Below are 23695 nucleotides of genomic sequence, written 5' to 3'. Positions count from 1 at the left end.
TTGTCGTCAAGACAAAAAGTTAGACGGAGGAAAATGTTTTGACTGAATTGTGACGGTTCGGCATGTATATCCTTTTTTCGATAGGGGATATTAACCGAAAAAAGAGGTGAAGCCGATGGCGTACATTCTTTCAGTTGGAACGAGTCACCCGAAGCATCACGTGGATCAGAAAACAGCTGCTGATTTTGCTAGGTCTCAATTTAAACGATCGTTTAAAGATATTGACCGGCTGCTGAGAGCTTTTCAAAATGGAGAAATTCAGAGCAGGCAGTTTGTGCAGCCCATTGAATGGTATCAGACGCACCACTCTTTTGAAGAGAAAAACAATATCTATTTGGAAAAGGCACTGGCTCATGCAAAGGAAGCGATCATACATTGTCTTCAAGAGAAGGAGTTTCTAAAAAAACCAGTCCCGGTTGAAAAGATCGATGCATTGTTTTTTATTTCAAGTACCGGCTTATCGACCCCAAGTCTTGACGCAAAGCTCATGAACGTCCTTCCTTTTTCTCCTTATACGAAACGAGTACCGATCTGGGGCCTAGGGTGTGGGGGCGGTGCGGCAGGGCTGTCGCGAGCTTATGAATACATAAGGGCATTTCCAGAAGCAAAGGTACTTGTCGTTGCCTGTGAGCTGTGCAGTTTAACCTTTCAGCCGCAAGATCAATCAAAAAGCAATTTAATCGGCACCTCCTTGTTTGGAGACGGGACGGCAGCGGTTCTTTTAGCTGGGGAAAAAGCTGCGCTTGAATATGCCCATTTAAAAACGGTCCCTAAAGTACTAAGCACGCAATCTGTCACAATGAAAGATTCTGAGGATGTGATGGGCTGGGAATTTACAAGTGACGGCTTTCGGGTTATTTTCTCCCGTGACATTCCGAGTTTGATTTCCGGCTGGTTAAAAGAGCAGGTGGATCAATTTTTAGAGGAGCAAGGATATTCAACTAATGACTTATCCGTATTTCTAGCCCATCCTGGAGGAAAAAAAGTGATTGATGCCTATGTTGAAAGTCTATCTTTACGAGAGGATCAGCTGTTTTCTTCAAAAGAAGTACTCAAACAACACGGAAATATGTCCTCTGCCACAGTTTTGTATGTCATCAAGCATTTCCTGGAACATCAATCAGCTGAAGCGGGGGAGATGGGACTTTGCGGGGCGCTTGGTCCGGGCTTTTCCTCAGAGCTGCTGCTTATGAAGTGGGAGGAGGTCTTGTCATGATCATTTGGCTTGTCATCGGTTTCTTCGTTTGTCAGCGGCTCATTGAAATGCTTGTGGCCAAAAGAAATGAAAAGAAAGTAAAAGCACTAGGTGCCCTTGAATTTGGTGCTAGTCATTATCCCTATATGGTCGCTATGCATACGGCTTTTTTTCTCTCACTTATAGTTGAGATAGGGCTTTTACATAAGGGGCCGTCCCGTTATTTTCTTGTGCTGCTCCTTTTTCTCATGGCTACACAGGTCATTCGATACTGGGCATTATGCTCCCTTGGGACGTACTGGAATACGAAAATTTTAGTCGTACCAAACGCGATGATTGTAAAAAAAGGACCGTATCGCTGGTTGAAACATCCTAACTATGTAGTCGTGGCGATTGAGCTTTTACTGATCCCGCTATTGTTTGATGCGTATGTCACTGCCATTTTGTTTACATGTTTAAATGCATGGATGATGGCTGTACGAATTCAAACAGAGGAGAAAGCATTAAATCAGTATTTGCTAAATTAATATTGAAAATCATTATCAATTGTGCTACACTTTCATTAATGATAAGCATTCTCAATCATGAAGGATGGACGGTGATCACATGACAATGATTTTCTTACTCGGTACGGTGTGTGTGTACAGCCTATTAATTGGCTTCGTATTAAAAGGTGTCTCCAAAAAATCTGCTTCCTGATTCCAGTCAACTGCGACTGATCGGGCAGCAGATTTTTTTTATTTCCTCAGATCAGAAGAAAAATCTCTTTATTTTGTGTAAAATGGTATCACATACATAACTGACTTTTCTAAAAACAAAGGGGTTTATCGTCATGAAAGACTTGTCTATTCGAGATTCGCTCGTTCAAACTACAGGAGCTTTATATCAAAGCTTTCTCAAAAGGGATGATCATGAGCGCGCTGCCAAACTTGCATCGATTATCAAAAAGGAAGCAGAAGAAGAAGTATATATCGCATTTACCGGCCACTATTCTGCTGGAAAGTCATCACTTGTGAATCATCTGCTTCATGATCACATTTTGCCAACGAGTCCAATCCCAACAAGTGCAAACTTGGTCGTCGTGAGGAAAGGGGAAAGTGAAGTGCAGCTTCACACCTCTGATGGCCGTTTTGCAAAAATGAGCGGCTCCTATGATAAAGAAGCAGTACAGCGTTTCTGTAAGGATGGAGAACAGATTGAGATGGTGGAAATTAGCGGTGACTATATAGGCCTTGAAGAAAAAGTGGCACTGATTGATACGCCAGGAATTGATTCCACGGATCATGCCCACTTTTTATCTGCTGCGTCTATTCTTCATCAAGCAGATGCTCTTTTTTATGTCGTTCACTACAACCATGTTCATTCTGAAGAAAACATTCGTTTCATTCGCTCCATCAAAGAAAAAGTGCCAAATCTCTATTTCATCGTGAATCAAGTGGACCGGCATGATGAGCATGAGACAGCATTTGAAGACTACAAAAATCAAGTGGTTGACATGCTCCTTAAAGAAGGCATTGAAGAAGATCATCTATACTTTACATCTGTAACCGATGAGACGCATCCAAGAAATGAAATGATTCGTTTAATCAAAAAACTGCAAGAATTACAGACGTTGCCGAAAGCCTCACTTCGGGCTTATACGGAGCAGAAAATTGAGCATGTCTTAAAAGAACACATTGACTCGTTAAAAGAAGAGCTGCAAGGTGAAGAGCTTGAGTCACAGCTCCAAGAAAAAAGAAAAGAAGTAAAGGATTTGGAAGCGAAAAATCACTTCATTGAAAATGGAGCCAAACAGTTAGAAGAAGAAGTATCTACTGAAGTCGAGAGCATTTTGAAAAATGCCAACCTAACTCCATTTAAAATGAGAGAACTCGCAAGCGACTATATTGAATCAAAAGCACCTGGCTTTAAAGTGGGACTGCTTTTTGCTAAAAATAAAACTGAGCAGGAAAAAGAAAAACGGGCAACTGACTTCTTAACAGATGTCAAAGCGAGAATGAAGGCAGAAGTGGACTGGCACATTGCTGAGCTACTAAAAAAAGAAGTCAAGAAGCATCAGCTTGGTGAAGAGTTATTAAATCAAGTGATGGCGTTTGAAACACCTGTACAAGAATCACTTCTTGAAAGTGTGATTCATCATGGAGCAACGTTCTCCAATGAATACGTACTGCAATATGCAAAAGATGCTGGCGAAGCCTTGAGAAGACAGGCTAAGCAGCAAGCGATGCCACTGATTGAACAAATGGTGGAGTCGCTGAAAGCCAAGCTTATGGAAGATCAAGCAAAGCAGCAAGAAAAATGGGCTCAGTCTGCAAAAGAGCTCCAAACACTCGAGCAATGCATCAGAAAAAATGAACAAATGAAGCGAGATATTCAGCATGTATGGGATATTTGGCAAAATGGAACGGATGAACAGATCGAAGAAGATTGGTTTTATGCGAAAAAGAGACAAATGCAGCATGATCTGCTAAAGCAGGAGCAAGCGACCATTCATCCTGCTGAGAGCGACCAAGAAAAACCGAACAAGCAGATTGATCAACCTCAAATGCGTCAGTCACAGCATGTCACGACGGCACAGTCGATTGACCAGTTTGAGCAGCTTTCTCAGATTTTATTGCCATTAGATGCGCTCCAATCTCAAAGAAAGTCCTTTGAAAAACGAACAAAACGGCTGCAAGCGAAAGAATTCACACTCGCTTTATTTGGGGCTTTTAGTTCGGGGAAATCTTCCTTTGCAAATGCACTCGTCGGGAGAAAGGTGCTGCCATCCTCTCCCACGCCAACAACGGCAACCATTAACAAGCTAACGCGGCCGACGGAAGATCACCCGCATGAAAGTGTCAAAGTGGTGTTCAAAACAGAGCAGGATATATTAGAGGAGCTCAATCAGATCCTAGGATTTCCGATCTCAGAAGAAAAAGGGGAGGCGTTTACATCCAAGCTCAAACGAACGCTTAAAAAAAGACAGCTTGAACAAGATCACCGCGTCATTGTTGAACATTTTTTACAAGCACATACCCGTTTCGTTGATCACATTACTAAGCAAACGCCGCTTCATGTCACCCTTCAAGAACTGAGACCATATGTGGCGGAAGAAGCTGTTTCTTGTGTGGTGAAGGAAGTAACGGTTTATTTGAGTACACCTCTAACAGATAAAGGGCTGACTATTGTTGATACGCCAGGCGCTAGCAGTATGAATAAGCGTCATACAGAGATCGCCTTTCAATATATGAAGGACGCAGATGCGCTTCTTTATTTAACTTACTACCAGCACTCTTTTTCGAAGGCAGATCGGTCATTTTTACGTAAGCTTGGGCTTGTAAAAGATTCATTTAGCATGGATAAAATGTTCTTTATTATCAATGCAGCTGATCTCGCAAAGGATCAAGCAGAGCTCGACACCGTCTTTGACTATGTGAAAAATGAGCTCACAAAAGAAGGGATAAGAAACCCAAACCTTCATCATGTATCCAGTAAGGAAGAGATCGAAGGAAAGGGAGAGACAGCTTATAATCAATACGCAAAGCTTAGAAAGCAGCTCGACTATTTTATAGAGGAAGAATTAACGAAAGATGCGATCGAGCTGTTATATTTTGAAGCACGTACGTTATGTAGAACGGTCGACAAACTGCATGCGACGCTGCATCAGTCAGAAGATGAGAAGCAAGCGGAAAAGAAAAAGATAGACGCATCCTATGAAGCGATTCTTGATCAAATGAGTCAGATAAAACAATCTAAGCTAGTGACAGAAAGCGTGAAAAAGGACTTACATGAACAGCTCTATCATATTGTGCAGCGCCTCTCATTATTTGCGAATGATCTCTTTAAGACAGCCTTTTATCCTGGAATATCTCAAGGGAATTTCGGACAGCAATTGAAAAAAGCACTTGAGAAGGCACTAAAGGATTATGAATTTGAATTTGTACAGGAGTTAAAGGCGCTTGATATCCGAATGGAATCGTTTATTCATCAATACTTCCAAGAGGAGTGGGAGAAAGGATTGCAAGCGGCATGTGCAGAAGACCCTTACTTTTCTCTCTCACTGTCGCCGCCTGAAGAGAAAAATGCTGAGCTGAAACAAATTGAAATCGAAGCTGAACTAACGCCATTCGAACCGCTCTTAAAGAAACAAAAATCACCGAAAGTTTTCTTTGAACAGAATGGAAAGGCTGCGTTTATTGAAGCGATTCGAGACATTCTTCATCAGTTAACCACGAAATGGGCTGATAAAGAAAAAGAAGAATTACTGAGCAGGTACGACATGATGGTGAAGACGTTTACGGAAAGATATGAAACAGAAGCGCTCGAGCAGCTAAGTGAACAAAAACAAACATTTATCACGAGCCTAACGACAGATGCCAAAGAGCAGGCCGTCATTGAACAAGTTTATGAACAAACAGACGAATGGAAGAACCAGTTGAAAACCATTTGATTCATGGTAGACTAAATAAAAAAGAAAGCAGTTGATACAAAATGACGAGCGTACACGAAGAGATTTCAGCACACTCACAAAAGCAGCATGCTCATATTCAGTCCTTTCTTGAGCTTGAACAGAAAAGAGAACAAGCAATAGAGATGGCTGTTGTCAAATGTGAGCAAAACGAGCCATTTACAACAGACGAGATCAACGCCATTACGTCGAAGATGAATGAGCTTGCACGAGGCGGTATTGTTCCGCTTCGTAAGCTTGTGACGAATGATATGGTCAGAGAGTATGTCGAGCAGAAACAGAAGTAAAGAGTAACTTTCTCTTTTTTGGTCATCTTAATGAATGTACCGAGAAAGGGGAATGATCATGAAAAAAAAGCAACAGACAAAGCAGCAGGATGAGCGTGACCCTAAACAAAAAGACATGCCGTCCTATGCAGAAGCAGAAACGAAAAAAATGCAATACGGTCAAAAGTAAACGGGCTGCCTCTTCTTTTGTAAAAGAAGAAGGCGCCTTTTTCATGTCCAGTTTTGTGTTCTGTGATAGAATGGGAGTATTGTTTTGAAAAGGGAGTTTAAGAGAATGAATAAACACGTACTGCTTGTAGATGGAATGGCGCTTTTGTTCAGATCGTTTTATGCGACGGCTGTCCATCGCAATTTTATGATAAATGACCACGGTGTACCAACAAATGGAGTGAATGGCTATTTGAAGCACTTATTAACAGCTGTACAGACATTTGAGCCAACTCATATTGTGTGCTGCTGGGATATGGGAAGCCAAACCTATCGAAACGAATTATTTCAAGATTATAAAGCAAATCGAGGAGAGGCGCCTGTCGAGCTCATTCCGCAATTCGATTTAGCAAAAGAAGCTACAGAAGAACTAGGAATTGTGAACATTGGTTTAAAGGGCTTTGAAGCAGACGATTGTATTGGTACACTTGCTACGCTTTACCAAAAAGAAGCACGCGTGACTGTCCTAACTGGTGACAAAGATTTGCTGCAAATTTTGAATGAACAAGTGACTGTTGCCCTGATGCAAAAAGGAATTGGCAATTATAAGCATTATACAAAAGCCTTATTTGAAGAGGAAATGGGAATCTCGCCAAAGGCACTCATTGATATGAAAGCACTCATGGGTGATGCAAGTGATAATTATCCAGGTGTCAAAGGAATCGGAGAAAAAACTGCTTTAAAATTTATTCAAACATATGAAACGATTGACGGTTTGTTAGAAAATGTCCATGAACTAACGGCTACGCAGCAAAAGAAAATGCAAGCAGGATTAGAAGATTTGAAGCTTTCTCGTCTATTGGCAGAGATTAAATGTGATGTCCCGCTCAGCTGTCCAATGGATGAGACGAAAATGAACATCAATCAAGAACGTGCTGCTGCTATGCTGAGGCACCATCAAATCAAAGGAATCGAACCGATGATGAATCGTTTAAGTACAATAGAGATCAGCTAAAGCCGATCTCTAAGGTTCATCTTTTTGTATTGCTTTTCTTTGCTCTATTTTCCAGCTGAGATAGTGGCTGTTTATCTTTTGTTTGCGCATCACCTTGTGGGGTTGTCCCATTTGTGACACGACCTTTATTTTCTTTATCCAATCAGTATCACCTCACACACATTAGCATAACCGAAAAAAAGCGATTCATCCTTTAGATAGGTGAATCGCTTTTCTGGCGAGCTGATCTGCTATTTGGTTTTCCTTACTCGGAATCCATTTAATAAAAAATAAATCAAACTGGCTTTGAAGCTCGATCATCTCTTTGATAAAGTGCTGAAAGGCTGGATTTTTAGCAAATCCTGCATTGGCTGCGCGGTCAACTACTTGTGAATCTGTTCGAAATGAAACGGTACGCAATCCTTTTTCTGCGCATATTTTCATCCCCTCGATCAGAGCAGAAAATTCTGCTTCGTGATTGCTCATGGGTTCAAGAGGAATGGAGAAGGACTCAGCCTTTCCATTATATTTGATGAAAATGCCGATGCCAGAGGGACCCGGATTCCCTGCACTCGCACCGTCAATGTATATTTCTGCTGGCACATCATTTCACCCTTTCATCAAGCGGAACCATTTTTTTCGCTGCATACGCGTAAGGTGTTGCAATCGCAGCGACGATAAATTTAATGACATATGTCGTGATGAAGATTTCTATCCATACATGAAATGGATACGTGCCAAGAAAGGCAATGGTCGTGAAAATCAATGTATCAAGAAGCTGGCTAATCATCGTACTTCCGGCATTGCGCACCCAGAGCGCGCCATCGGAAGGAAATATGCGGCGAATAAACGAATATACATAAACATCTAGCATTTGACTGATGATATAAGCAGCGAGACTGCCAAGTGCAACCCTTGGCATAAAGCCAAATATGGTTTCCAGCGATGATTGTGAGATATCAGATGGAGCGGGATGGAAAAGCAAAGCTTCCTGCATGACAACAGTTAGTGTTAAAAGGGTAGCAAAACCAATCCAGACAGCTTTTCTCGCTTCATTTTGTCCATATTTTTCATTCAATACGTCCGTTGCAAAGAACACACTGCCATATAAAATATTTCCAAGTGTTGCCGTTAGGCCGAATAATTCAACGGTTTTGACAACTTGTAAATTTGCGGCAACCGTCGCAAAGCCAATCCAGACAAAAAGGCCCATCTTGCCAAATCCTTTATAAAATAGAAGAACAATGATAAAATTAATGATCGCAAATAAGATCCAAATACCTTCATTAAACAAGTGACATGAACTTCCTTTCTCATTGTAAATGTAACTTTTTGATTATAGCATAACGTATGTTTACCTTAAAAGCACGGGAAGGCGATGTGATCAATGAAACTAAGAGCACACTACACAATGAAAGTGAAATCAATTGGGTCCATTGCTTTTTACCAAGAAGATTGGTTGGAGCTAAAAGAGGCCTTGAGGTTAGCAAAACATATTGACAAAAAAGAACCACAGTCACTTATGTCATTTGAAGATGAAAAAGGGGCTATGTGGTCTATAAAAGAGCTTGAAAAGCTAAATGAAGAATTAAAGCTTGAACCTGATCAGCTTCAAGTCTATTTTGATGCAAGTTTTCACAAAGAAACCGGTGACTCTGGTCTTGGTGTTGTCGTCTACTATAAGCTAGGAAAAGACGCTTATCGATTGAGAAAAAATCAGCCTTTCCAAGGGAGTACCAATAATGAAGCAGAGTATGCGGCTTTATTTGAGGCAGTAAAAGCTTTAAAAGACCTGGGGGCAAGCAGAAATTCTGTCACGATTAGAGGAGATTCACTTGTTGTCATGAATCAGTTAAAAGGAGAATGGCCTTGTTATGATGATGTACATAACAAATGGCTTGACCGAATTGAAGCGGCTTTAAAAGAGCTGAAGCTGACGCCAACCTATGAAGCCATCGATCGGAAACAAAATGCAGAAGCGGATCAGCTTGCAAGACAGATTCTTGCAGACGTCCCAATCGAAAGTACATTGAAATTAGAAGCAGACGGAGCTGAATAATGTGGATAAAAAAACAGCAGTACAAGAATTGACCGATCTTCAAGACACGTATTGTTCAGATTGTTTGATTAAGAAGCATTTTCGAAAAGAATTTGGCAAAAAATATGCCCATTCCTTTTGCATACAGCAATGCACTGTTGGAGAGAAAATAAAAGAATATGGCCAAACGCTGCTCAAAAAATAAACGAACGGACCGGTTTTCCCTGCTCAAACATTCGCTCTTGAAAAAAAACGGATAGAATGTGTAAAAAAAGAACATATTCCGAAAAATGAGCCGATATAACTATAGAAAGTTTTGGTTGAGTTACTTTTTGACTAAGTGACGGATATTAGAGGAAAAGGGGAAGGCCGGTATGAATAATAAGGAGTTCGAAACGGTATTACATCGAACATTTCAAGAGGTGTACAGCGATCTAGAGCAACTTGTAGATGTAGCAAAGAAGGGAAGACCTTTTCTCGAAAAAGATATCTCTGAAATTGAACAACGACTGAAGCAAAATATTTTAGCAATTGAAATTCAGCTGAAAATCAAATAAGAGAGGCATAAGCCTCTCTTTATTTTGCATCATTGATTTAGTTGATTAGATTTTTGTTACGTTTGCAGCTTGAGGTCCACGATTACCTTCAACGATTTCAAAAGAAACTTCTTGTCCTTCTTCTAAAGACTTGTAACCGTCACCTTCGATAGCTGTGAAGTGAACGAATACATCGTCTCCGCCTTCAACTTCAATGAAGCCGAAACCTTTTTCATTATTGAACCATTTTACTTTACCGTTTTGCATATTGCTTTTTCCTCCTAGTACTGTAGCATACCTTTTGGCATACTAAAAAAAATTTTCATCACCTAACGACTTTGCAGTTGTTAAATGATGGTTCCACTATACACCATCAAAAGTAAAGCGTCAAGCGGGAGAGCCAAATTTTGAGCAGAATGTTTGATTTTTTTTGACAAATAACAATAATAGCTAAACCGTCCCCATTTTCTGAAACTTTATGCACAGTTTGTCCGTATATAAAAAAAATACAGAAAGAGGTGCTATCATGAATCGTTATACACTCGAAGAATTTGTTCAGAATACGCAGCAGGAAGATAAGGGAGAAGGGGTCTTCGAACTTGAAACATCAAGACTTTTAGAAATTAATTTGACTGATACCATTTGGGCAAAAACAGGTTCCATGGTTTCGTACCGAGGCAAAATCAAGTTTGAACGTGAGGGCGTGTTTGAACATGGCGTCTCAAAGATGTTCAAAAAAATGCTGTCAGGAGAAGGCACTTCACTCATGAAGGCAACAGGTGATGGGAAATTATATGTAGCAGATCAAGGCAAAAAAATCTCAATTCTTCGTTTAGCTGAAGGCGAATCCATTTTTGTGAATGGGAATGATTTGCTCGCATTTGAACCTTCAGTCCGCTGGGATATCAAATTGATGAAAAAAGTGTCGGGGATGCTTGCAGGCGGATTATTTAATGTCAAATTAGAAGGACCAGGCCTTGCTGCGATTACGAGTCATTATGAGCCGCTCACATTGATTGTTCAGCCGGGTGACTCTGTCTATACAGATCCAAATGCGACAGTTGCATGGTCAGGGGATTTAAAAACTGAATTTGTGACAGATGTTTCATTCAAAACCTTTATTGGCAGAGGAAGCGGAGAGTCTATTCAAATGAAATTTAGCGGAAGCGGCTTTGTTGTTGTGCAGCCGTTTGAAGAAGTGTACACAACAAATGGAAATCAAGGATAAAGAAAAAGGTGTCCGTCAATGACGGACACCTTTTTATGATAATGCGCGAGCATACGTTTTGTTATTCGTGATGATATCTGATTGCTCAACGATATCTTCCAAAATGGTTTGAGAAGAATGCTTTAAGTGAAGATTTTTCATGTTTTGTTTCATGGTTTCTAACTTTTCTTCATCTTGAAGCAAGTTGGTCACAGATTCTAAAATGTCTTCATGTCTGTTGATGACGATGGCTGCCCCATAATCTTCAAAGAAATGAGCATTTTCCTTTTCTTGTCCAGGGACAGGCTTGTAAAGAATGACTGGGACGCCGATTGCAGTTGCTTCTGTTAAAGTAATGCCACCTGGTTTTGTGATCATACAATCTGTTACTCTGAACAATTCATCAATTTGTTCCACATATCCAAGCGCCTTCAATTGATCTGGATGTGCTTGTTCAAGATCGCTTAGTGATTGTTTCAGCGCTGCGTTCTTTCCACATACAACAACAATTTGTACTTCACTGTCTAGAAGCAATGCTTCACATAATTCCTTGACATTTTTCAGTACACCATGAGCACCGGCCATAATCAGAAGAACTTTTTTGTTTGATGATAATCCATATTTTTTATAAATCTTCGATTTTGGCACGTCTGCTTCAAATTGTGGTCTAATAGGAATGCCTGTCACTTTGACATCGCTTGGATGTGTGCCGATTTCCACTAATTTTTGTTTCACATAATCGGTTGCAACATAGTACCGGTCGATGTTTTCATGTACCCAAATCTTATGAAGACAGAAATCTGTCATGACATTAAATGTCGGGATGACTTTTCCTGTTTTGTTCCGGTATTCAGGAACAACAATCATCGGGAATGTAATAATAATCATATCCGGATTGTGTAATTGAATAAGTTCATCAAGACGCTTATTTCCCATTTTTAAATAAATGTTAAATTTGCGTTTATTGTAAATTTTATCTACACCGTAATAAAACAACCGATAAAATTGTTTCCCAATGGAAAAGCTCTTCAAGTATAAATATTGAGTCACTTCCGACACAATGGGGTTTGATTCTTGATACAAATTAGAAACTACAACATGCTCAAAGCCTTGAGATTTGCATTCATCATACAGTGTTTTAGCCACCTGCATATGTCCATTTCCATAATTTGCGGTCAAGATTAATATTTTTTTATTGGTATTCAAGAATATTCACCTCAAATGTAATCAACAACAACAAAACTTCGTACGAAAACTATTAATCTCATAGGTCTACATATACATAAAGATAACATATAAACAGTCAGAGCATATCATTCGTTACGAAAGAATTAAACTAATTTTAAAAAACAACAAGACTAAATTGATAATGGAAGACAGAGCCATTTGTATTTTAACACATTTTGGCCATTTATCATCAGACTACAGTCTATTTTATTCCCAAACGTATGGTGTTTCTTGATAAACATAATAATTGAGCCAGTTCATAAACAGTAAAGTGGCATGGGCTTTCCATCGATTCACTGGGACTAATGTGTCACCATCTTCTATAAAATAGTGGACAGGTTTTTGGACTGTATCATCCTTCAACAAATCTCTTTCATATTCCTGCTTCAATGTGTCCGTATCATATTCAGGATGTCCAGTTAAAAATACTTGTTTATCATCATCTGAAACAATTAAACAAACACCCGCTTCTTCAGAGACACTCAATACTTTCAAATTCGGCGTGTTTTTTAATTGTTCTGTATTAATATCTGTATGCCTCGAATGTGGGACATAGTATACTTCATCGAAACCTCTGACTAATCTTTCTTTTTTCTCTTTCACAAGATGCTCAAATACACCAAATTTTTTCTCAGCAAGCTTGATTTTCTCAATACCATAATGGTGATATAGGCCTGCCTGTGCACCCCAGCAAATGTGAAGAGTAGACGTCACATTCGTTTTACTCCAGTCCAAAATGTCCTGCAGCTCTTTCCAATAGGATACTTCTTCAAAAGCTAAATGCTCAATTGGTGCGCCGGTGATGATCATTCCATCAAATTTCTTATGGCGAATCGATTCAAAGGTCGTATAAAATTCATCTAGATGCTCTCTCGACGTATTCTTCGGTGTATGCGTACTTGGAATCAAAAACGTAAAGTACACTTGCAAAGGAGAATTTCCGAGCATTCTTAGCAGCTGCGTTTCAGTTTGTATTTTTTTTGGCATTAAATTTAAGATCACGATATTCAAAGGACGGATATCTTGCTTGAATGCCCTTGTCTCATCCATGACGAAAATGTTTTCGCTCTCTAGTATTTGTTTTGCCGGCAGATGAACTGGTATGTTAATAGGCAACTCGCCACCCCCTGAACCAAAGATAATTTCATTTCATTATAGGAACTTTCTGGCGATATTTCAATGTTTCAATTATGTTACAATGAAAAACAGAGCAAAAACAAAGCTGTTTCTCGAAAAAAAGGAGGCCGTTTATTTATGATCACAAAGCATTTATCAGATATTGACATCGCCCAAAAGGCAAAGCTGAGACCTATTCAAGACATCGCAGCAAAGCTGCAAATACATGACGAAGAATTAGAATGCTATGGTTTCACAAAAGCGAAAATATCTTTGACTATTTTTGACCGTTTAAAAGAACAAAAAGAAGGACATGTGATCCTTGTCACATCGATCAATCCAACGCCAGCAGGTGAAGGGAAGTCTACCGTCACAGTCGGGCTCGGTCAAGCCTTCGAAAAAATAGGGAAAAAAGCAATCATAGCAATGCGAGAGCCTTCATTAGGTCCTACAATGGGTATAAAAGGCGGTGCAGCAGGTGGAGGATATTCACAGGTGCTACCAATGGAAGAAATCAATCTTCATTTTACAGGAGATTTTCATGCCATTACTTCTGCACATAATGCCTTATCTGCGTTCATTGATAACCATATCCATCACGGAAATGAACTTGGCATCGATGCGCGCCGCATTGTATGGAAGCGAGTGCTTGATTTAAACGATCGTGCTTTAAGACAGGTCGTTGTCGGACTTGGTGGACAGGTAAATGGGTATCCTAGAGAAGACGGGTTTGACATCACGGTTGCCTCCGAAATGATGGCCATCCTTTGTTTAGCAGAAGACTTAACCGACTTGAAAAAACGTCTTTCTTCTATTGTTGTTGCCTATAATCAAGATGGGGAGCCAGTCACTGTTGGTGCACTTGGATATGAAGGTGTTCTGACGTTACTTTTAAAAGACGCACTCAAACCGAATCTTGTACAAACGATTGAAGGAACTCCGGCCCTCGTTCATGGCGGTCCTTTTGCCAATATTGCGCATGGATGTAATAGTTTAATTGCAACTAAAATGGCGGCGAAATTAGCCGATTATGTCGTAACAGAAGCTGGATTTGGAGCAGATCTTGGAGCAGAAAAGTTCCTGCACATTAAAACAAGAGCTGGTGATTTCAAGCCTGGTGCAGTTGTCATTGTGGCGACTGTCAGAGCATTAAAGATGCATGGCGGAATGAAGAAAACAGAACTCAAAGAAGAAAATGCACAAGCTGTATTAAAAGGTATACATAATTTAGAAAAGCATATTGAAACCGTCCAAGCTTTCGGTCTTCCGTACATTGTCGCAGTTAACAGATTTATCACTGATACAAAAGAAGAGATTCAAGCGATAGAAGATTGGTGCCACGCACATGGCCACCCAGTCCAAGCTGTGAATGTATGGGAAGAAGGAGGCGAAGGCGGGACAGCACTTGCCGAAGAACTCGCAACACTTATTGAAAAGAAGAAGAACAGCTTTTCCTATTTGTATGAAGAGCATGATTCCATCGAAGAAAAATTATCTAAAGTTGCCAAAGTGGTTTACGGAGCAGACGGGGTCACACTCACTTCAAAAGCAAGAAAACAGCTGGCAGCCATCGAGGAAAACGGCTGGGGGCATTTACCGGTTTGTATGGCAAAAACGCAATATTCACTTTCAGATGATCCAGCTTTAATTGGGAGACCTAAGGGTTTTACCATTACGATTCGTGAGTTAAAACCATCTGTAGGAGCAGGATTTATTGTTGCTTTAACTGGAAGCATTCTGACAATGCCTGGATTACCTAAAAAACCAGCGGCGCTCGAGATGGATTTATTAGAAGACGGCAGTGTGACAGGACTCTTTTAACCGGAAGCATAAAAAGCGATTTTATAAAAGAAGCATGTTACGATAGGAAAAAGTGAATCCTAGGAGGCTATGAGATGTCAATTTATGATATTCAGGTCAAGACCATTAACGGTCAAGAAAAATCAATGGCAGATTACAAAGGAAAAGTACTCATTATTGTCAACACAGCAAGCAAATGTGGACTGACTCCTCAATTTAAACAACTGCAGGAGCTATATGATCAATATCATGAAAAGGGCCTTGAAATTTTAGGATTTCCATGTAACCAATTTATGAACCAAGAACCAGAAGGAGAAGAAGCCATTCAAGAATTCTGTTCTTTGAATTATGGGGTGACCTTCCCTATGTTTGCGAAAGTAGATGTCAATGGTGACAACGCGCACCCGCTCTTCAAACATTTAACAAGTCATGCAAAAGGTGTACTTGGCACAAAAACAGTGAAATGGAATTTCACAAAATTTATCGTGGATCAAAACGGAGAAGTCACTGAGCGGTTCTCTCCGAAAACATCACCAAAAGAATTAGAAAGCTCCATCATCGCTCTTTTGGACAAATAAGGTGCTCACCGTCATGCAGAAAAAACAATTGGAGGCAGCTGCCTCCTTTGTTTCAGATCGGCTGAAATATGAACCGACTGGACACGATGCGGCTCATATTGATCGTGTGCGGCAGCTTGCCTGCCAGATTGCTAATCAGGAAGGCGGCTCTCTGTTTGTGATCGAAATGGCAGCGATTGTTCATGATGTCATAGATGAAAAGCTGCCGGGTGAATGGAAACTTTCACCAAAGCAGCTTGAGCTTCAGCTCCTTTCTTGGGAAGTTCATACGCGAGATATTTGTTATATCATGGACATCATTACAACGATGTCTTTTCGTCATCGACATAAGCAGAATAGACCAATAACGTTAGAAGGGGCCATTGTTCAAGACGCAGATCGGCTCGATGCGATAGGAGCAACCGGTATTGCGAGGGTGTTTACTTATGCAGGCGCAAAAGGGGAACCCCACTATACAAAGGACACGCAGCAGGGCTCTGTGCTAAAACATATGGAAGAAAAACTGCTCAAATTAAAAGACTTAATGAACACTCGTTCTGGAAAGCAGCTTGCTGAGGAGCGGCATGATTTGATGAGCCTATTTATCAAGACATGGAAAGAAGAATGCGGCCTTACAGATGAGTAGGGTCTTTATGTGTGTAAGGAGGATGTATAGATGAAAATAACAGCGATAGAACCGACGCCAAGTCCAAATACGATGAAGGTCATTTTGACAGAAGCACTTGCCGGCGGGAAAAGCAACAACTACAAAAAGGATCAAAAAGACGAAGCGCCAGAGATGATTAAGCGTATTTTGAACATTGAAGGTGTAAAAGGTGTTTATCATGTCGCAGATTTCTTAGCGGTTGAGCGTAATGCAAAGTTTGACTGGCAGGGCATTTTGCAGCAGGTCAGAGAAGCCTTTGGTCAAGAAACAGAAGGCCTTCAGGAAGGGTCGCAGTCTGGCGGTGACACATTTGGCGAAGTCAAAGTGTTCATCCAAATGTTTAATGGGATTCCGATGCAAGTCAAATTAACGGACGGTGAAAGAGAAGAGCGGTTTGGCATGCCTGAACGCTTCCAAGCAGCCATTTTAAAGCTCAGAAGCAGTTCAGACAATGTCGTATTTGAACGTGTGTGGAAAGAACATGGCGTTCGTTTTGGTGACTTTGCAGATATCGGCCAGGAAGTGACAGAAGAGCTCCAAGCAGCCTATGATGACGAACGTTTAGCCCGCTTAACAGAGGCAGTCAAAGAAGGACAAGAAGCTGTAGATCGACAGGTGAACCGAAAGGCATATGATGTGACAGAAGAAATGCTGCGCGAGGAAGATTGGAAAAAGCGTTTTGCCCATTTAGAGCAAATGCAGCCAGAGCAAAAGGATATACCTGTTTTAATGAAAGCAATGGAGGACCCTAAAACATCGATTCGCAGACAAGCCGTTGTGAATGCTGGAATGATTGAAGATCCTGCTATTCTGCCTATTTTATATAAAGGGCTTAAAGATAAAACAGTGACGGTCCGCAGAACCGCTGGAGACTGCATTTCAGACCTTGGTGACCCGAGCGCTATAGAAGCAATGATCGAATCATTAAAGGATCCAAGTAAACTTGTTCGCTGGCGTGCAGCGATGTTTCTTTATGAAGAAGGTGACGAAACAGCACTTGACGCATTAAAAGAAGCTGAGCAAGACCCTGAATTTGAAGTCAGCCTTCAAGTGAAAATGGCGATTGAGCGCATTGAGCACGGAGAAGAAGCGAAAGGCTCAGTATGGAAGCAAATGACAGAAAGTAGAAAAAATGCATCAGAATGATGAGACTTATGAGCAAGCTGCCAATGATAGGTAGCTTGTTTTTCTAAAATCATAGACAGAAAAATTTTTTTAGAAAAATTATTTTGAATATTGTTGAAATATACGAAAAAACTCTATATAGTAGTACCAATATAGAATATTGGAGGTCAGATTTTATGACACGAACCATGCTGAACACTAGCTTCAGCAGCTATGCTGGTCATCGGTCATTCATCGGTGGCTAAATAAACAGAAAATTTGTAAAATAAAATCAACTCAAAATCATACAGTCAACAAGACTTGTAGTATAGGAGGCTTTTTAAACAGATGGCAGAACTTCGTAGTAATATGATTAAACAAGGAATTGACAGAGCACCTCACCGAAGCTTACTAAGAGCAGCGGGGGTAAAGGATGAGGACTTCGGCAAGCCATTTATTGCTGTTTGTAATTCCTATATTGATATTGTCCCAGGACATGTCCATCTTCAGGAATTCGGAAAGATTGTGAAAGAAGCCATTCGTGAAGCTGGCGGCGTCCCATTTGAATTTAATACGATTGGGGTCGATGATGGAATTGCGATGGGCCATATCGGGATGAGATATTCACTACCAAGCCGTGAAATCATTGCTGACTCTGTCGAAACCGTTGTATCTGCTCACTGGTTTGATGGAATGGTTTGTATTCCTAACTGCGATAAAATTACACCGGGGATGATGATGGCAGCAATGCGTGTCAATATTCCGACGGTCTTTGTCAGCGGTGGACCGATGGAAGCGGGTAGAACAAGTGATGGCAGAAAGATTTCCCTCTCTTCTGTATTTGAAGGCGTCGGTGCTTACCAGTCAGGTAAAATTAACGAAGAGGAATTAAATGAATTAGAACAGTTTGGCTGTCCGACCTGCGGATCTTGTTCAGGTATGTTTACAGCAAACTCAATGAACTGTTTAGCAGAGGCACTTGGAATTGCTCTTCCTGGAAATGGAACGATTTTGGCGACATCACCAGAGCGAAGAGAATTTGCGAAAAAGTCAGCAAAACAACTAATGGAGCTCATTAAAAAGGATATTAAACCACGTGATATTGTGACTGAGAAAGCAATTGATAACGCATTTGCATTAGATATGGCACTTGGTGGTTCAACGAATACAGTTCTTCACACACTGGCGATCGCAAATGAAGCAGGTGTTGAATATTCACTTGAACGCATCAATGAAGTAGCAGAGCGTGTGCCTCATTTATCAAAACTTGCTCCAGCTTCGGATGTTTATATTGAAGATTTACATGAAGCAGGCGGTGTCACAGCTGCGCTAAATGAATTGTCCAAAAAAGAAGGCGCCCTTCATTTAGATACAATGACCGTCACAGCGAAAACGATGGGTGAGAACATTGCAGGTCACGAGGTTAAAGACTATAACGTTATTTATCCAATCGACAAGCCATTTACTGAAAAGGGCGGCTTAGCGGTTTTATTTGGAAACCTTGCGCCAGATGGAGCCATCATTAAAACGGGCGGAGTACAAGATGGGATCACACGTCACGAAGGACCTGCGATCGTATTTGAATCCCAAGAAGAAGCTCTTGAAGGCATCATTAATAGAAAAGTAGAAGCAGGACATGTTGTCATCATTCGCTATGAAGGACCTAAAGGCGGACCTGGTATGCCAGAAATGCTTGCTCCTACTTCACAAATTGTCGGGATGGGTCTTGGACCAAAGGTTGCTTTAATTACGGACGGACGTTTTTCCGGCGCTTCTCGCGGCTTGTCTATCGGACACGTCTCTCCTGAAGCAGCTGAAGGCGGCCCGCTTGCCTTTGTTGAAAATGGTGACCATGTCGTGGTTGATATTGAGCAGCGCATTTTAAGCGTAGAGGTTCCAGAGGAAGAATGGGAAAAACGAAAAGCGAACTGGAAAGGCTTTGAGCCAAAAGTGAAAACGGGCTATCTTGCCAGATATTCAAAACTTGTGACATCAGCCAACACAGGCGGAATCATGAAAATTTAATCTGAAATAGAACATTTGAAAATTGGCTCTCTCTATAGTATCCTTTATTCACAACATAAGGATTTTAGAGGGGGCTTTTTTATGTCAATGGCATATGAAGAATATATGCGCCAGCTCGTTGTGCCAATGCGCCAAGAGCTGACAAGTGCAGGATTCCAAGAACTGACGACGGAAGAAGAAGTAGAACAAACGATGCAAGAGGCTGAAGGAACAACATTTGTTGTTGTTAATTCTGTATGCGGCTGTGCTGCCGGCTTAGCACGCCCAGCAGCGACTCAAGCTGTGATGAAGGCAGAAAAAGCGCCAGACAAAATCGTCACAGTATTTGCTGGGCAGGACCGGGAGGCAACGGCAAAAATGAGAGAATACTTCACTGGTGAAGAGCCATCATCTCCTTCTATGGCCCTTTTAAAAGGAAATGAACTCGTTCATTTTATCCCGCGTGACGAAATTGAAGGTCATGAAATGGAAGATATTATGAAAAATGTCTTAACTGCATTTGAAAAACATTGCTAATACACGTGTTGAAATGCCCTGTAACTAGATCAGGGCATTTTTTCTTGATCATGATGGAGGAACAGTATGCTCATTACAACAAGCTTTAGAGCAAATGAACAAACGATTGAAACAGCGAAGGCTCTTGCAGAGGATTTACATGGTGAGTATGTAGAAAGACGCAAACAATCTGTCAAGCAGCTTGCGATGAAACGAGGAGATGTCCTTGTTGTTGGAAAGGAAAGATTTGAATGGTATCAGCCAAATGGTGAAAAGTTCTTCTTTCATCCAAGCTCAGCGATGTTCAGGGTGAAGCGGCTCTTGCGCGAAGAAAAGGATCCTTTAATTGAAGCAGCACAGCTAAAGCCGGGAGATTCCTTTTTAGATTGCACACTTGGCTTAGGGTCTGATGCGATTACTGCAAGCTGTGCGACAGGCAGGAATGGACAGGTCGTCGGTATTGAAAAGAATCCCATTACGGCGTTACTAGTGAAAGAAGGACTGAATACATGGGAGACGGGGATAGAGGAAGCTGATGAAGCGATGAAACGGATTTCTGTTATCAGTGGAGACAGTATCGAGCAGCTAAAGAAGTATCCTGACTGTTCATTTGATATCGTCTATTTTGATCCGATGTTTGAGGAAACGATCCAAGAATCTACAAGTATAGCGCCGCTACGTCATGCGGCAGAGCACGACTTTGATCACGAAGCAGCCGTGCAAGAAGCATTAAGGGTGGCAAGAAAAAGAGTGGTGTTAAAAGATCATTGGAAAAGCACACGATTTAAAGCGGACTCTTACCAATTTCACGTCATCAAACGAAAAACAGCCCAATTTCATTATGGGTATATCGAGAAAGAAAAAAGCCCTCTCTAAGGGCTTTTCAGCGTGTAGACAAACCCTCGCATTCGGTGTCAGTCCTGCGTGCTGGTGCTCACGAATGTCAAATTCGCTCCGCGCCAGTACTCGTCCTTCCTAGACTGCAAAGGTTTTCTATCACGCTGAAAAGAAGACAAAGGGCTAAAATCAAGATCATTTTAGCCCTTTGTCAACAATCTGAAAAGCCCTCTCTAAGGGCTTTTAATCCGTAATCTCCATATAGACAAAATAAAACAGTGTCAGCAAGGAAGCTGTGACGAAAAAGCCTTCAAGCATACCCATTCCTCCCAAATTTTAGTTGCCATTACTGTCATTGTAAACGTTTTATTATGAAAAAGAAAGTCTCAAATCAGTGACCAAATTGAATGACTGAAAATTCATTATATGCTAGAATAGCAGTATGATAACTTATGGAAGGAATTAGATATCATGAAGATGTGGATGAGAAAAACGCTTGTTGCGCTCTTTACCATTGCAACTTTTGGTTTGGTCTCTCCTCCGTCGGCTTTGATGACAGACAAGCCATCTGAACTTTCTTCACCTGATAAAACGCCTTATACAGCGGTTTATGATACATCAGGCTGGGAACGATCGCAAGAGGCAAGCAAAGAGCAGGTAGACCCCTTTGAGCAATATAAGGAAGAGGTTCTATCAAGTGCAGAAAATCAGTCATTTCTCAAATTCGGCCGTAAAATCACACCTGTCATTGAAGACGAGTACAGAGAAGAGATTCAACCGAAAATTGAACAAGTGTTAACCGATGTTTTAACAAATTTCAAAGATGACGAAAAATTTCAAGATGTTGTGTTAACTGATCAGCCTTCAAGCGGAAATGGCGAAAAAATCTTTCACATCTACAACCGGAAGACTGGAGAAGATTTGCTCCGTTTTCATGTGAGAAGAGATCAGCCGCCACACAGCGGATATTGGTTTAACTTTCACTACCATACAGCAGAAGATGGATTCCAGACGCATCATGAACTCGGTAATATTTACTGGGACAAAAACACCCCGCCGAGCTGGATGAGCCACTAGAAGGAGATGTCATGCCAATTGAAAAAGTATACAATGAACGAAATGGTGCAGATTACAAAACGAATGTTAAACGAACGCGGAGTGAAAATTGAAGATATTGCACACATTGTGCTAAAGCTTCAAGAAAAATATCATCCAAACCTTCCACTTAGTGTCTGTATTGAAAATGTTGAAAAAGTGTTGAATAAAAGGGAAATTGTCCATGCGGTTTTAACAGGACTTGCCCTTGATCAGCTGGCAGAAAAAAAGCTGTTGCCAGAACCTTTACAGCACTTAGTTGAAACAGATGAGCCGCTATATGGAATTGATGAGATTATTCCGCTTTCCATTGTCAATGTATATGGATCAATCGGCTTGACCAACTTCGGTTATTTAGATAAAGAGAAATTTGGTATTATCAAGGAATTAGATGAAGGTCGTCCAGGTGAAGTGCATACCTTCCTTGATGATCTTGTCGCCGCGCTTGCCGCAGCAGCAGCTAGCCGTATTGCTCACTCACACCAAGATATTAAGGACGAAGAGCAGGATCGAGTGAATCAAGTATAAAAGAAAAACATGTCTGCTCATGATTATGCAGGCATGTTTTTTTGGTGTTTAAACAAAAGCGGAAATAAGGTAAACTACAACAAGAACATAAATAAAGGATGAAAAAAATGAAACAATACAAAGAGTTATGCCGTCATGTATTACAGCACGGGGATGAAAAAGGTGACAGAACGGGAACAGGTACAATCAGCACGTTCGGTTACCAGATGAGATTTGATTTGCAGGAAGGATTTCCGCTGTTAACAACAAAGAAATTGCACCTGAAATCAATTATTCATGAGTTACTGTGGTTTTTAAAAGGTGATACAAATGTCAAATATCTTCAGGAAAATGGTGTCCGTATTTGGAACGAATGGGCAGATGAAAATGGCGAACTGGGCCGTGTATACGGAGCGCAGTGGCGATCTTGGGCTAGTGGGGACGGTGAGACAGTGGATCAGATCACAAAGCTGATCCACGATATCGAGCATAATCCGAATTCAAGAAGACTGATCGTCAGCGCTTGGAACCCGGCTGAAATTGATCAAATGGCACTGCCACCATGTCATTGTCTGTTTCAATTTTACGTATCAAACGGGAAGCTTTCTTGCCAGCTTTATCAAAGATCGGCAGATATCTTTTTAGGCGTGCCATTTAATATTGCTTCATATGCTCTTCTCACGATGATGATTGCCAAAGTCACAAATCTTGAGCCAGGAGAGTTTGTTCATACGCTAGGAGATGCACATATTTATCAGAATCATCTTCCGCAGGTGAAAATGCAGCTAGAGCGCGAGGAACGCACGCTTCCGCAGCTTCGCATCTCAAGAGATGTGAAGAGCATTTTCGATTTCACGTTCGATGATTTTGTACTTGAGAACTATGATCCGCATCCGCATATTAAAGGAGAAGTCAGTGTATGATTTCGATGATTGTGGCGACAGGAAAAGACAGAGTCATTGGTCAAGATAATCAAATGCCTTGGCATTTACCAGCTGATTTAGCGTATTTTAAGAAGGTCACAGGCGGCCATACGATTGTCATGGGCAGAAAAACGTTTGAATCCATTGGACGAGCGCTGCCTAACCGCCGAAATATCGTGCTCACAACAAGTTCTTCTTTTGAAGCAGAAGGATGCGAGGTTGTCCATTCCATTGCCGATATTTTGGCAATTGGGGAAAGCGAGACCGAGTTATTTATCATCGGCGGGTCTAAGCTGTATGAAGAAATGATGCCATATGCGGATCGTCTATATATCACGCATATTCACCATGCGTTTGAAGGAGACCGCTACTTTCCTGATTACAATGAAAACGAATGGACGGTTGTATCACGCGAAAAAGGCCATCGTGACGAAAAGAACCCCTACAATTATGAATTTGTCGTATATGACAAAAAAGGATAAATGAGT

27 protein-coding genes are annotated in these 23695 nt (G+C 41.0%); 21 read left to right on the top strand and 6 right to left on the bottom strand.

The annotated features are described in order from the left end of the window. Positions 1–115: 115 nt before the first annotated feature. The 6 genes from MHB79_RS10025 to MHB79_RS10000 all read left to right on the top strand — a co-directional run bounded on the left by MHB79_RS10025 (position 116) and on the right by MHB79_RS10000 (position 7094). Positions 116–1216, top strand: a complete 1101-nt coding sequence (locus MHB79_RS10025; protein WP_340989664.1) for a type III polyketide synthase — start codon at positions 116–118, stop codon at positions 1214–1216. Next, positions 1213–1722 carry an isoprenylcysteine carboxyl methyltransferase family protein gene (locus tag MHB79_RS10020; protein ID WP_340989662.1) on the top strand — a complete coding sequence of 170 codons (510 nt, stop codon included), beginning with the start codon at positions 1213–1215 and terminating at the stop codon, positions 1720–1722. Before MHB79_RS10025 ends, MHB79_RS10020 begins: the two co-directional genes overlap by 4 nt. Before the next feature lie 64 nt (positions 1723–1786). Continuing rightward, positions 1787–1894 (top strand): Fur-regulated basic protein FbpC, encoded by a 108-nt coding sequence (gene fbpC / locus MHB79_RS10015; protein ID WP_306172627.1) that lies wholly within the window; start codon positions 1787–1789, stop codon positions 1892–1894. A 133-nt stretch (positions 1895–2027) separates the two neighbouring features. Continuing rightward, entirely contained in the window at positions 2028–5627 is a 3600-nt protein-coding gene (locus tag MHB79_RS10010) for a dynamin family protein (RefSeq protein ID WP_340989660.1), read from the top strand. Positions 5628–5668: 41 nt separating this feature from the next. After that, positions 5669–5932: a YpbS family protein gene (locus MHB79_RS10005; protein ID WP_050943884.1), complete on the top strand. Its 264-nt coding sequence runs from the start codon at positions 5669–5671 to the stop codon at positions 5930–5932. A 274-nt stretch (positions 5933–6206) separates the two neighbouring features. Continuing rightward, positions 6207–7094, top strand: coding sequence for a 5'-3' exonuclease (locus MHB79_RS10000; protein ID WP_050943885.1), 888 nt, complete (start codon positions 6207–6209; stop codon positions 7092–7094). Between the two features lie 16 nt (positions 7095–7110). Here MHB79_RS10000 and MHB79_RS09995 read toward each other — a convergent pair whose 3' ends face one another. Genes MHB79_RS09995 through MHB79_RS09985 form a run of 3 tightly spaced genes read right to left on the bottom strand, consistent with a single transcriptional unit; the run spans position 7111 to position 8367 of the window. Next, on the bottom strand, positions 7111–7236 hold the full coding sequence (locus MHB79_RS09995) for a hypothetical protein (RefSeq protein ID WP_003215584.1): 126 nt from the start codon (positions 7234–7236) through the stop codon (positions 7111–7113). A gap of 44 nt (positions 7237–7280) precedes the next feature. After that, a complete protein-coding gene (locus MHB79_RS09990) occupies positions 7281–7676 on the bottom strand; it encodes a reverse transcriptase-like protein (protein WP_003215503.1) in 396 nt (131 codons plus the stop codon). A gap of 1 nt (position 7677) precedes the next feature. After that, the gene (locus MHB79_RS09985; RefSeq protein WP_003215661.1) at positions 7678–8367 is read right to left on the bottom strand and encodes a queuosine precursor transporter; all 690 of its coding nucleotides are present in this window, start codon (positions 8365–8367) and stop codon (positions 7678–7680) included. A gap of 93 nt (positions 8368–8460) precedes the next feature. Here MHB79_RS09985 and MHB79_RS09980 point away from each other — a divergent pair, with 93 nt between their 5' ends. The 3 genes from MHB79_RS09980 to MHB79_RS09970 all read left to right on the top strand — a co-directional run bounded on the left by MHB79_RS09980 (position 8461) and on the right by MHB79_RS09970 (position 9668). Continuing rightward, positions 8461–9132: a ribonuclease H family protein gene (locus MHB79_RS09980; RefSeq protein ID WP_340989658.1), complete on the top strand. Its 672-nt coding sequence runs from the start codon at positions 8461–8463 to the stop codon at positions 9130–9132. A gap of 1 nt (position 9133) precedes the next feature. Next, entirely contained in the window at positions 9134–9316 is a 183-nt protein-coding gene (locus MHB79_RS09975) for a zinc-finger domain-containing protein (protein ID WP_003215998.1), read from the top strand. 169 nt (positions 9317–9485) lie between these two features. Further along, the gene (locus MHB79_RS09970; RefSeq protein ID WP_003215507.1) at positions 9486–9668 is read left to right on the top strand and encodes a hypothetical protein; all 183 of its coding nucleotides are present in this window, start codon (positions 9486–9488) and stop codon (positions 9666–9668) included. 45 nt (positions 9669–9713) lie between these two features. On the opposite strand, the gene cspD is transcribed toward MHB79_RS09970, so the two are convergent. Continuing rightward, complete coding sequence (gene cspD / locus MHB79_RS09965; RefSeq protein WP_003215784.1) at positions 9714–9914, bottom strand: cold-shock protein CspD; 201 nt, start codon at positions 9912–9914, stop codon at positions 9714–9716. 259 nt (positions 9915–10173) lie between these two features. Here cspD and MHB79_RS09960 point away from each other — a divergent pair, with 259 nt between their 5' ends. Continuing rightward, positions 10174–10875 carry an AIM24 family protein gene (locus MHB79_RS09960; protein ID WP_050943887.1) on the top strand — a complete coding sequence of 234 codons (702 nt, stop codon included), beginning with the start codon at positions 10174–10176 and terminating at the stop codon, positions 10873–10875. A gap of 33 nt (positions 10876–10908) precedes the next feature. On the opposite strand, the gene MHB79_RS09955 is transcribed toward MHB79_RS09960, so the two are convergent. Next, positions 10909–12060, bottom strand: coding sequence for a diglucosyl diacylglycerol synthase (locus tag MHB79_RS09955; RefSeq protein WP_003215454.1), 1152 nt, complete (start codon positions 12058–12060; stop codon positions 10909–10911). A 228-nt stretch (positions 12061–12288) separates the two neighbouring features. Further along, entirely contained in the window at positions 12289–13197 is a 909-nt protein-coding gene (gene metA / locus MHB79_RS09950) for a homoserine O-acetyltransferase MetA (protein ID WP_003215782.1), read from the bottom strand. A gap of 138 nt (positions 13198–13335) precedes the next feature. On the opposite strand from metA, the gene MHB79_RS09945 reads away from it, so the two are divergent. From MHB79_RS09945 to folA, 11 genes are all read left to right on the top strand, one after another. Beyond that, positions 13336–15018: a formate--tetrahydrofolate ligase gene (locus MHB79_RS09945; RefSeq protein ID WP_050943888.1), complete on the top strand. Its 1683-nt coding sequence runs from the start codon at positions 13336–13338 to the stop codon at positions 15016–15018. A 74-nt stretch (positions 15019–15092) separates the two neighbouring features. Continuing rightward, a complete protein-coding gene (locus tag MHB79_RS09940) occupies positions 15093–15575 on the top strand; it encodes a glutathione peroxidase (RefSeq protein ID WP_003216059.1) in 483 nt (160 codons plus the stop codon). A gap of 13 nt (positions 15576–15588) precedes the next feature. Continuing rightward, positions 15589–16200: an HD domain-containing protein gene (locus tag MHB79_RS09935; RefSeq protein WP_284907204.1), complete on the top strand. Its 612-nt coding sequence runs from the start codon at positions 15589–15591 to the stop codon at positions 16198–16200. A 30-nt stretch (positions 16201–16230) separates the two neighbouring features. Further along, positions 16231–17367 carry a conserved virulence factor C family protein gene (locus MHB79_RS09930; protein WP_003215956.1) on the top strand — a complete coding sequence of 379 codons (1137 nt, stop codon included), beginning with the start codon at positions 16231–16233 and terminating at the stop codon, positions 17365–17367. A 306-nt stretch (positions 17368–17673) separates the two neighbouring features. Further along, positions 17674–19350: a dihydroxy-acid dehydratase gene (gene ilvD, locus MHB79_RS09925; RefSeq protein ID WP_050943890.1), complete on the top strand. Its 1677-nt coding sequence runs from the start codon at positions 17674–17676 to the stop codon at positions 19348–19350. A gap of 81 nt (positions 19351–19431) precedes the next feature. Then, the gene (locus MHB79_RS09920; protein ID WP_003215999.1) at positions 19432–19866 is read left to right on the top strand and encodes a BrxA/BrxB family bacilliredoxin; all 435 of its coding nucleotides are present in this window, start codon (positions 19432–19434) and stop codon (positions 19864–19866) included. 66 nt (positions 19867–19932) lie between these two features. Further along, entirely contained in the window at positions 19933–20721 is a 789-nt protein-coding gene (locus MHB79_RS09915) for a class I SAM-dependent methyltransferase (RefSeq protein ID WP_310024886.1), read from the top strand. A gap of 432 nt (positions 20722–21153) precedes the next feature. Next, entirely contained in the window at positions 21154–21759 is a 606-nt protein-coding gene (locus MHB79_RS09910; protein ID WP_003215665.1) for a YpjP family protein, read from the top strand. A gap of 18 nt (positions 21760–21777) precedes the next feature. Beyond that, positions 21778–22305 (top strand): phosphatidylglycerophosphatase A family protein, encoded by a 528-nt coding sequence (locus MHB79_RS09905; protein WP_003215861.1) that lies wholly within the window; start codon positions 21778–21780, stop codon positions 22303–22305. 107 nt (positions 22306–22412) lie between these two features. Then, complete coding sequence (locus MHB79_RS09900) at positions 22413–23207, top strand: thymidylate synthase (protein WP_212045985.1); 795 nt, start codon at positions 22413–22415, stop codon at positions 23205–23207. After that, positions 23204–23689, top strand: coding sequence for a type 3 dihydrofolate reductase (gene folA, locus MHB79_RS09895; protein WP_044141173.1), 486 nt, complete (start codon positions 23204–23206; stop codon positions 23687–23689). Before MHB79_RS09900 ends, folA begins: the two co-directional genes overlap by 4 nt. Positions 23690–23695 lie beyond the last annotated feature (6 nt).

The organism is Bacillus sp. FSL M7-0558, assembly GCF_038003245.1.
Lineage (GTDB): Bacteria > Bacillota > Bacilli > Bacillales > Bacillaceae > Bacillus > Bacillus pumilus.
Note: the sequence above shows the minus strand (reverse complement) of the source record. Positions and strands in the feature narration are given on the sequence as shown.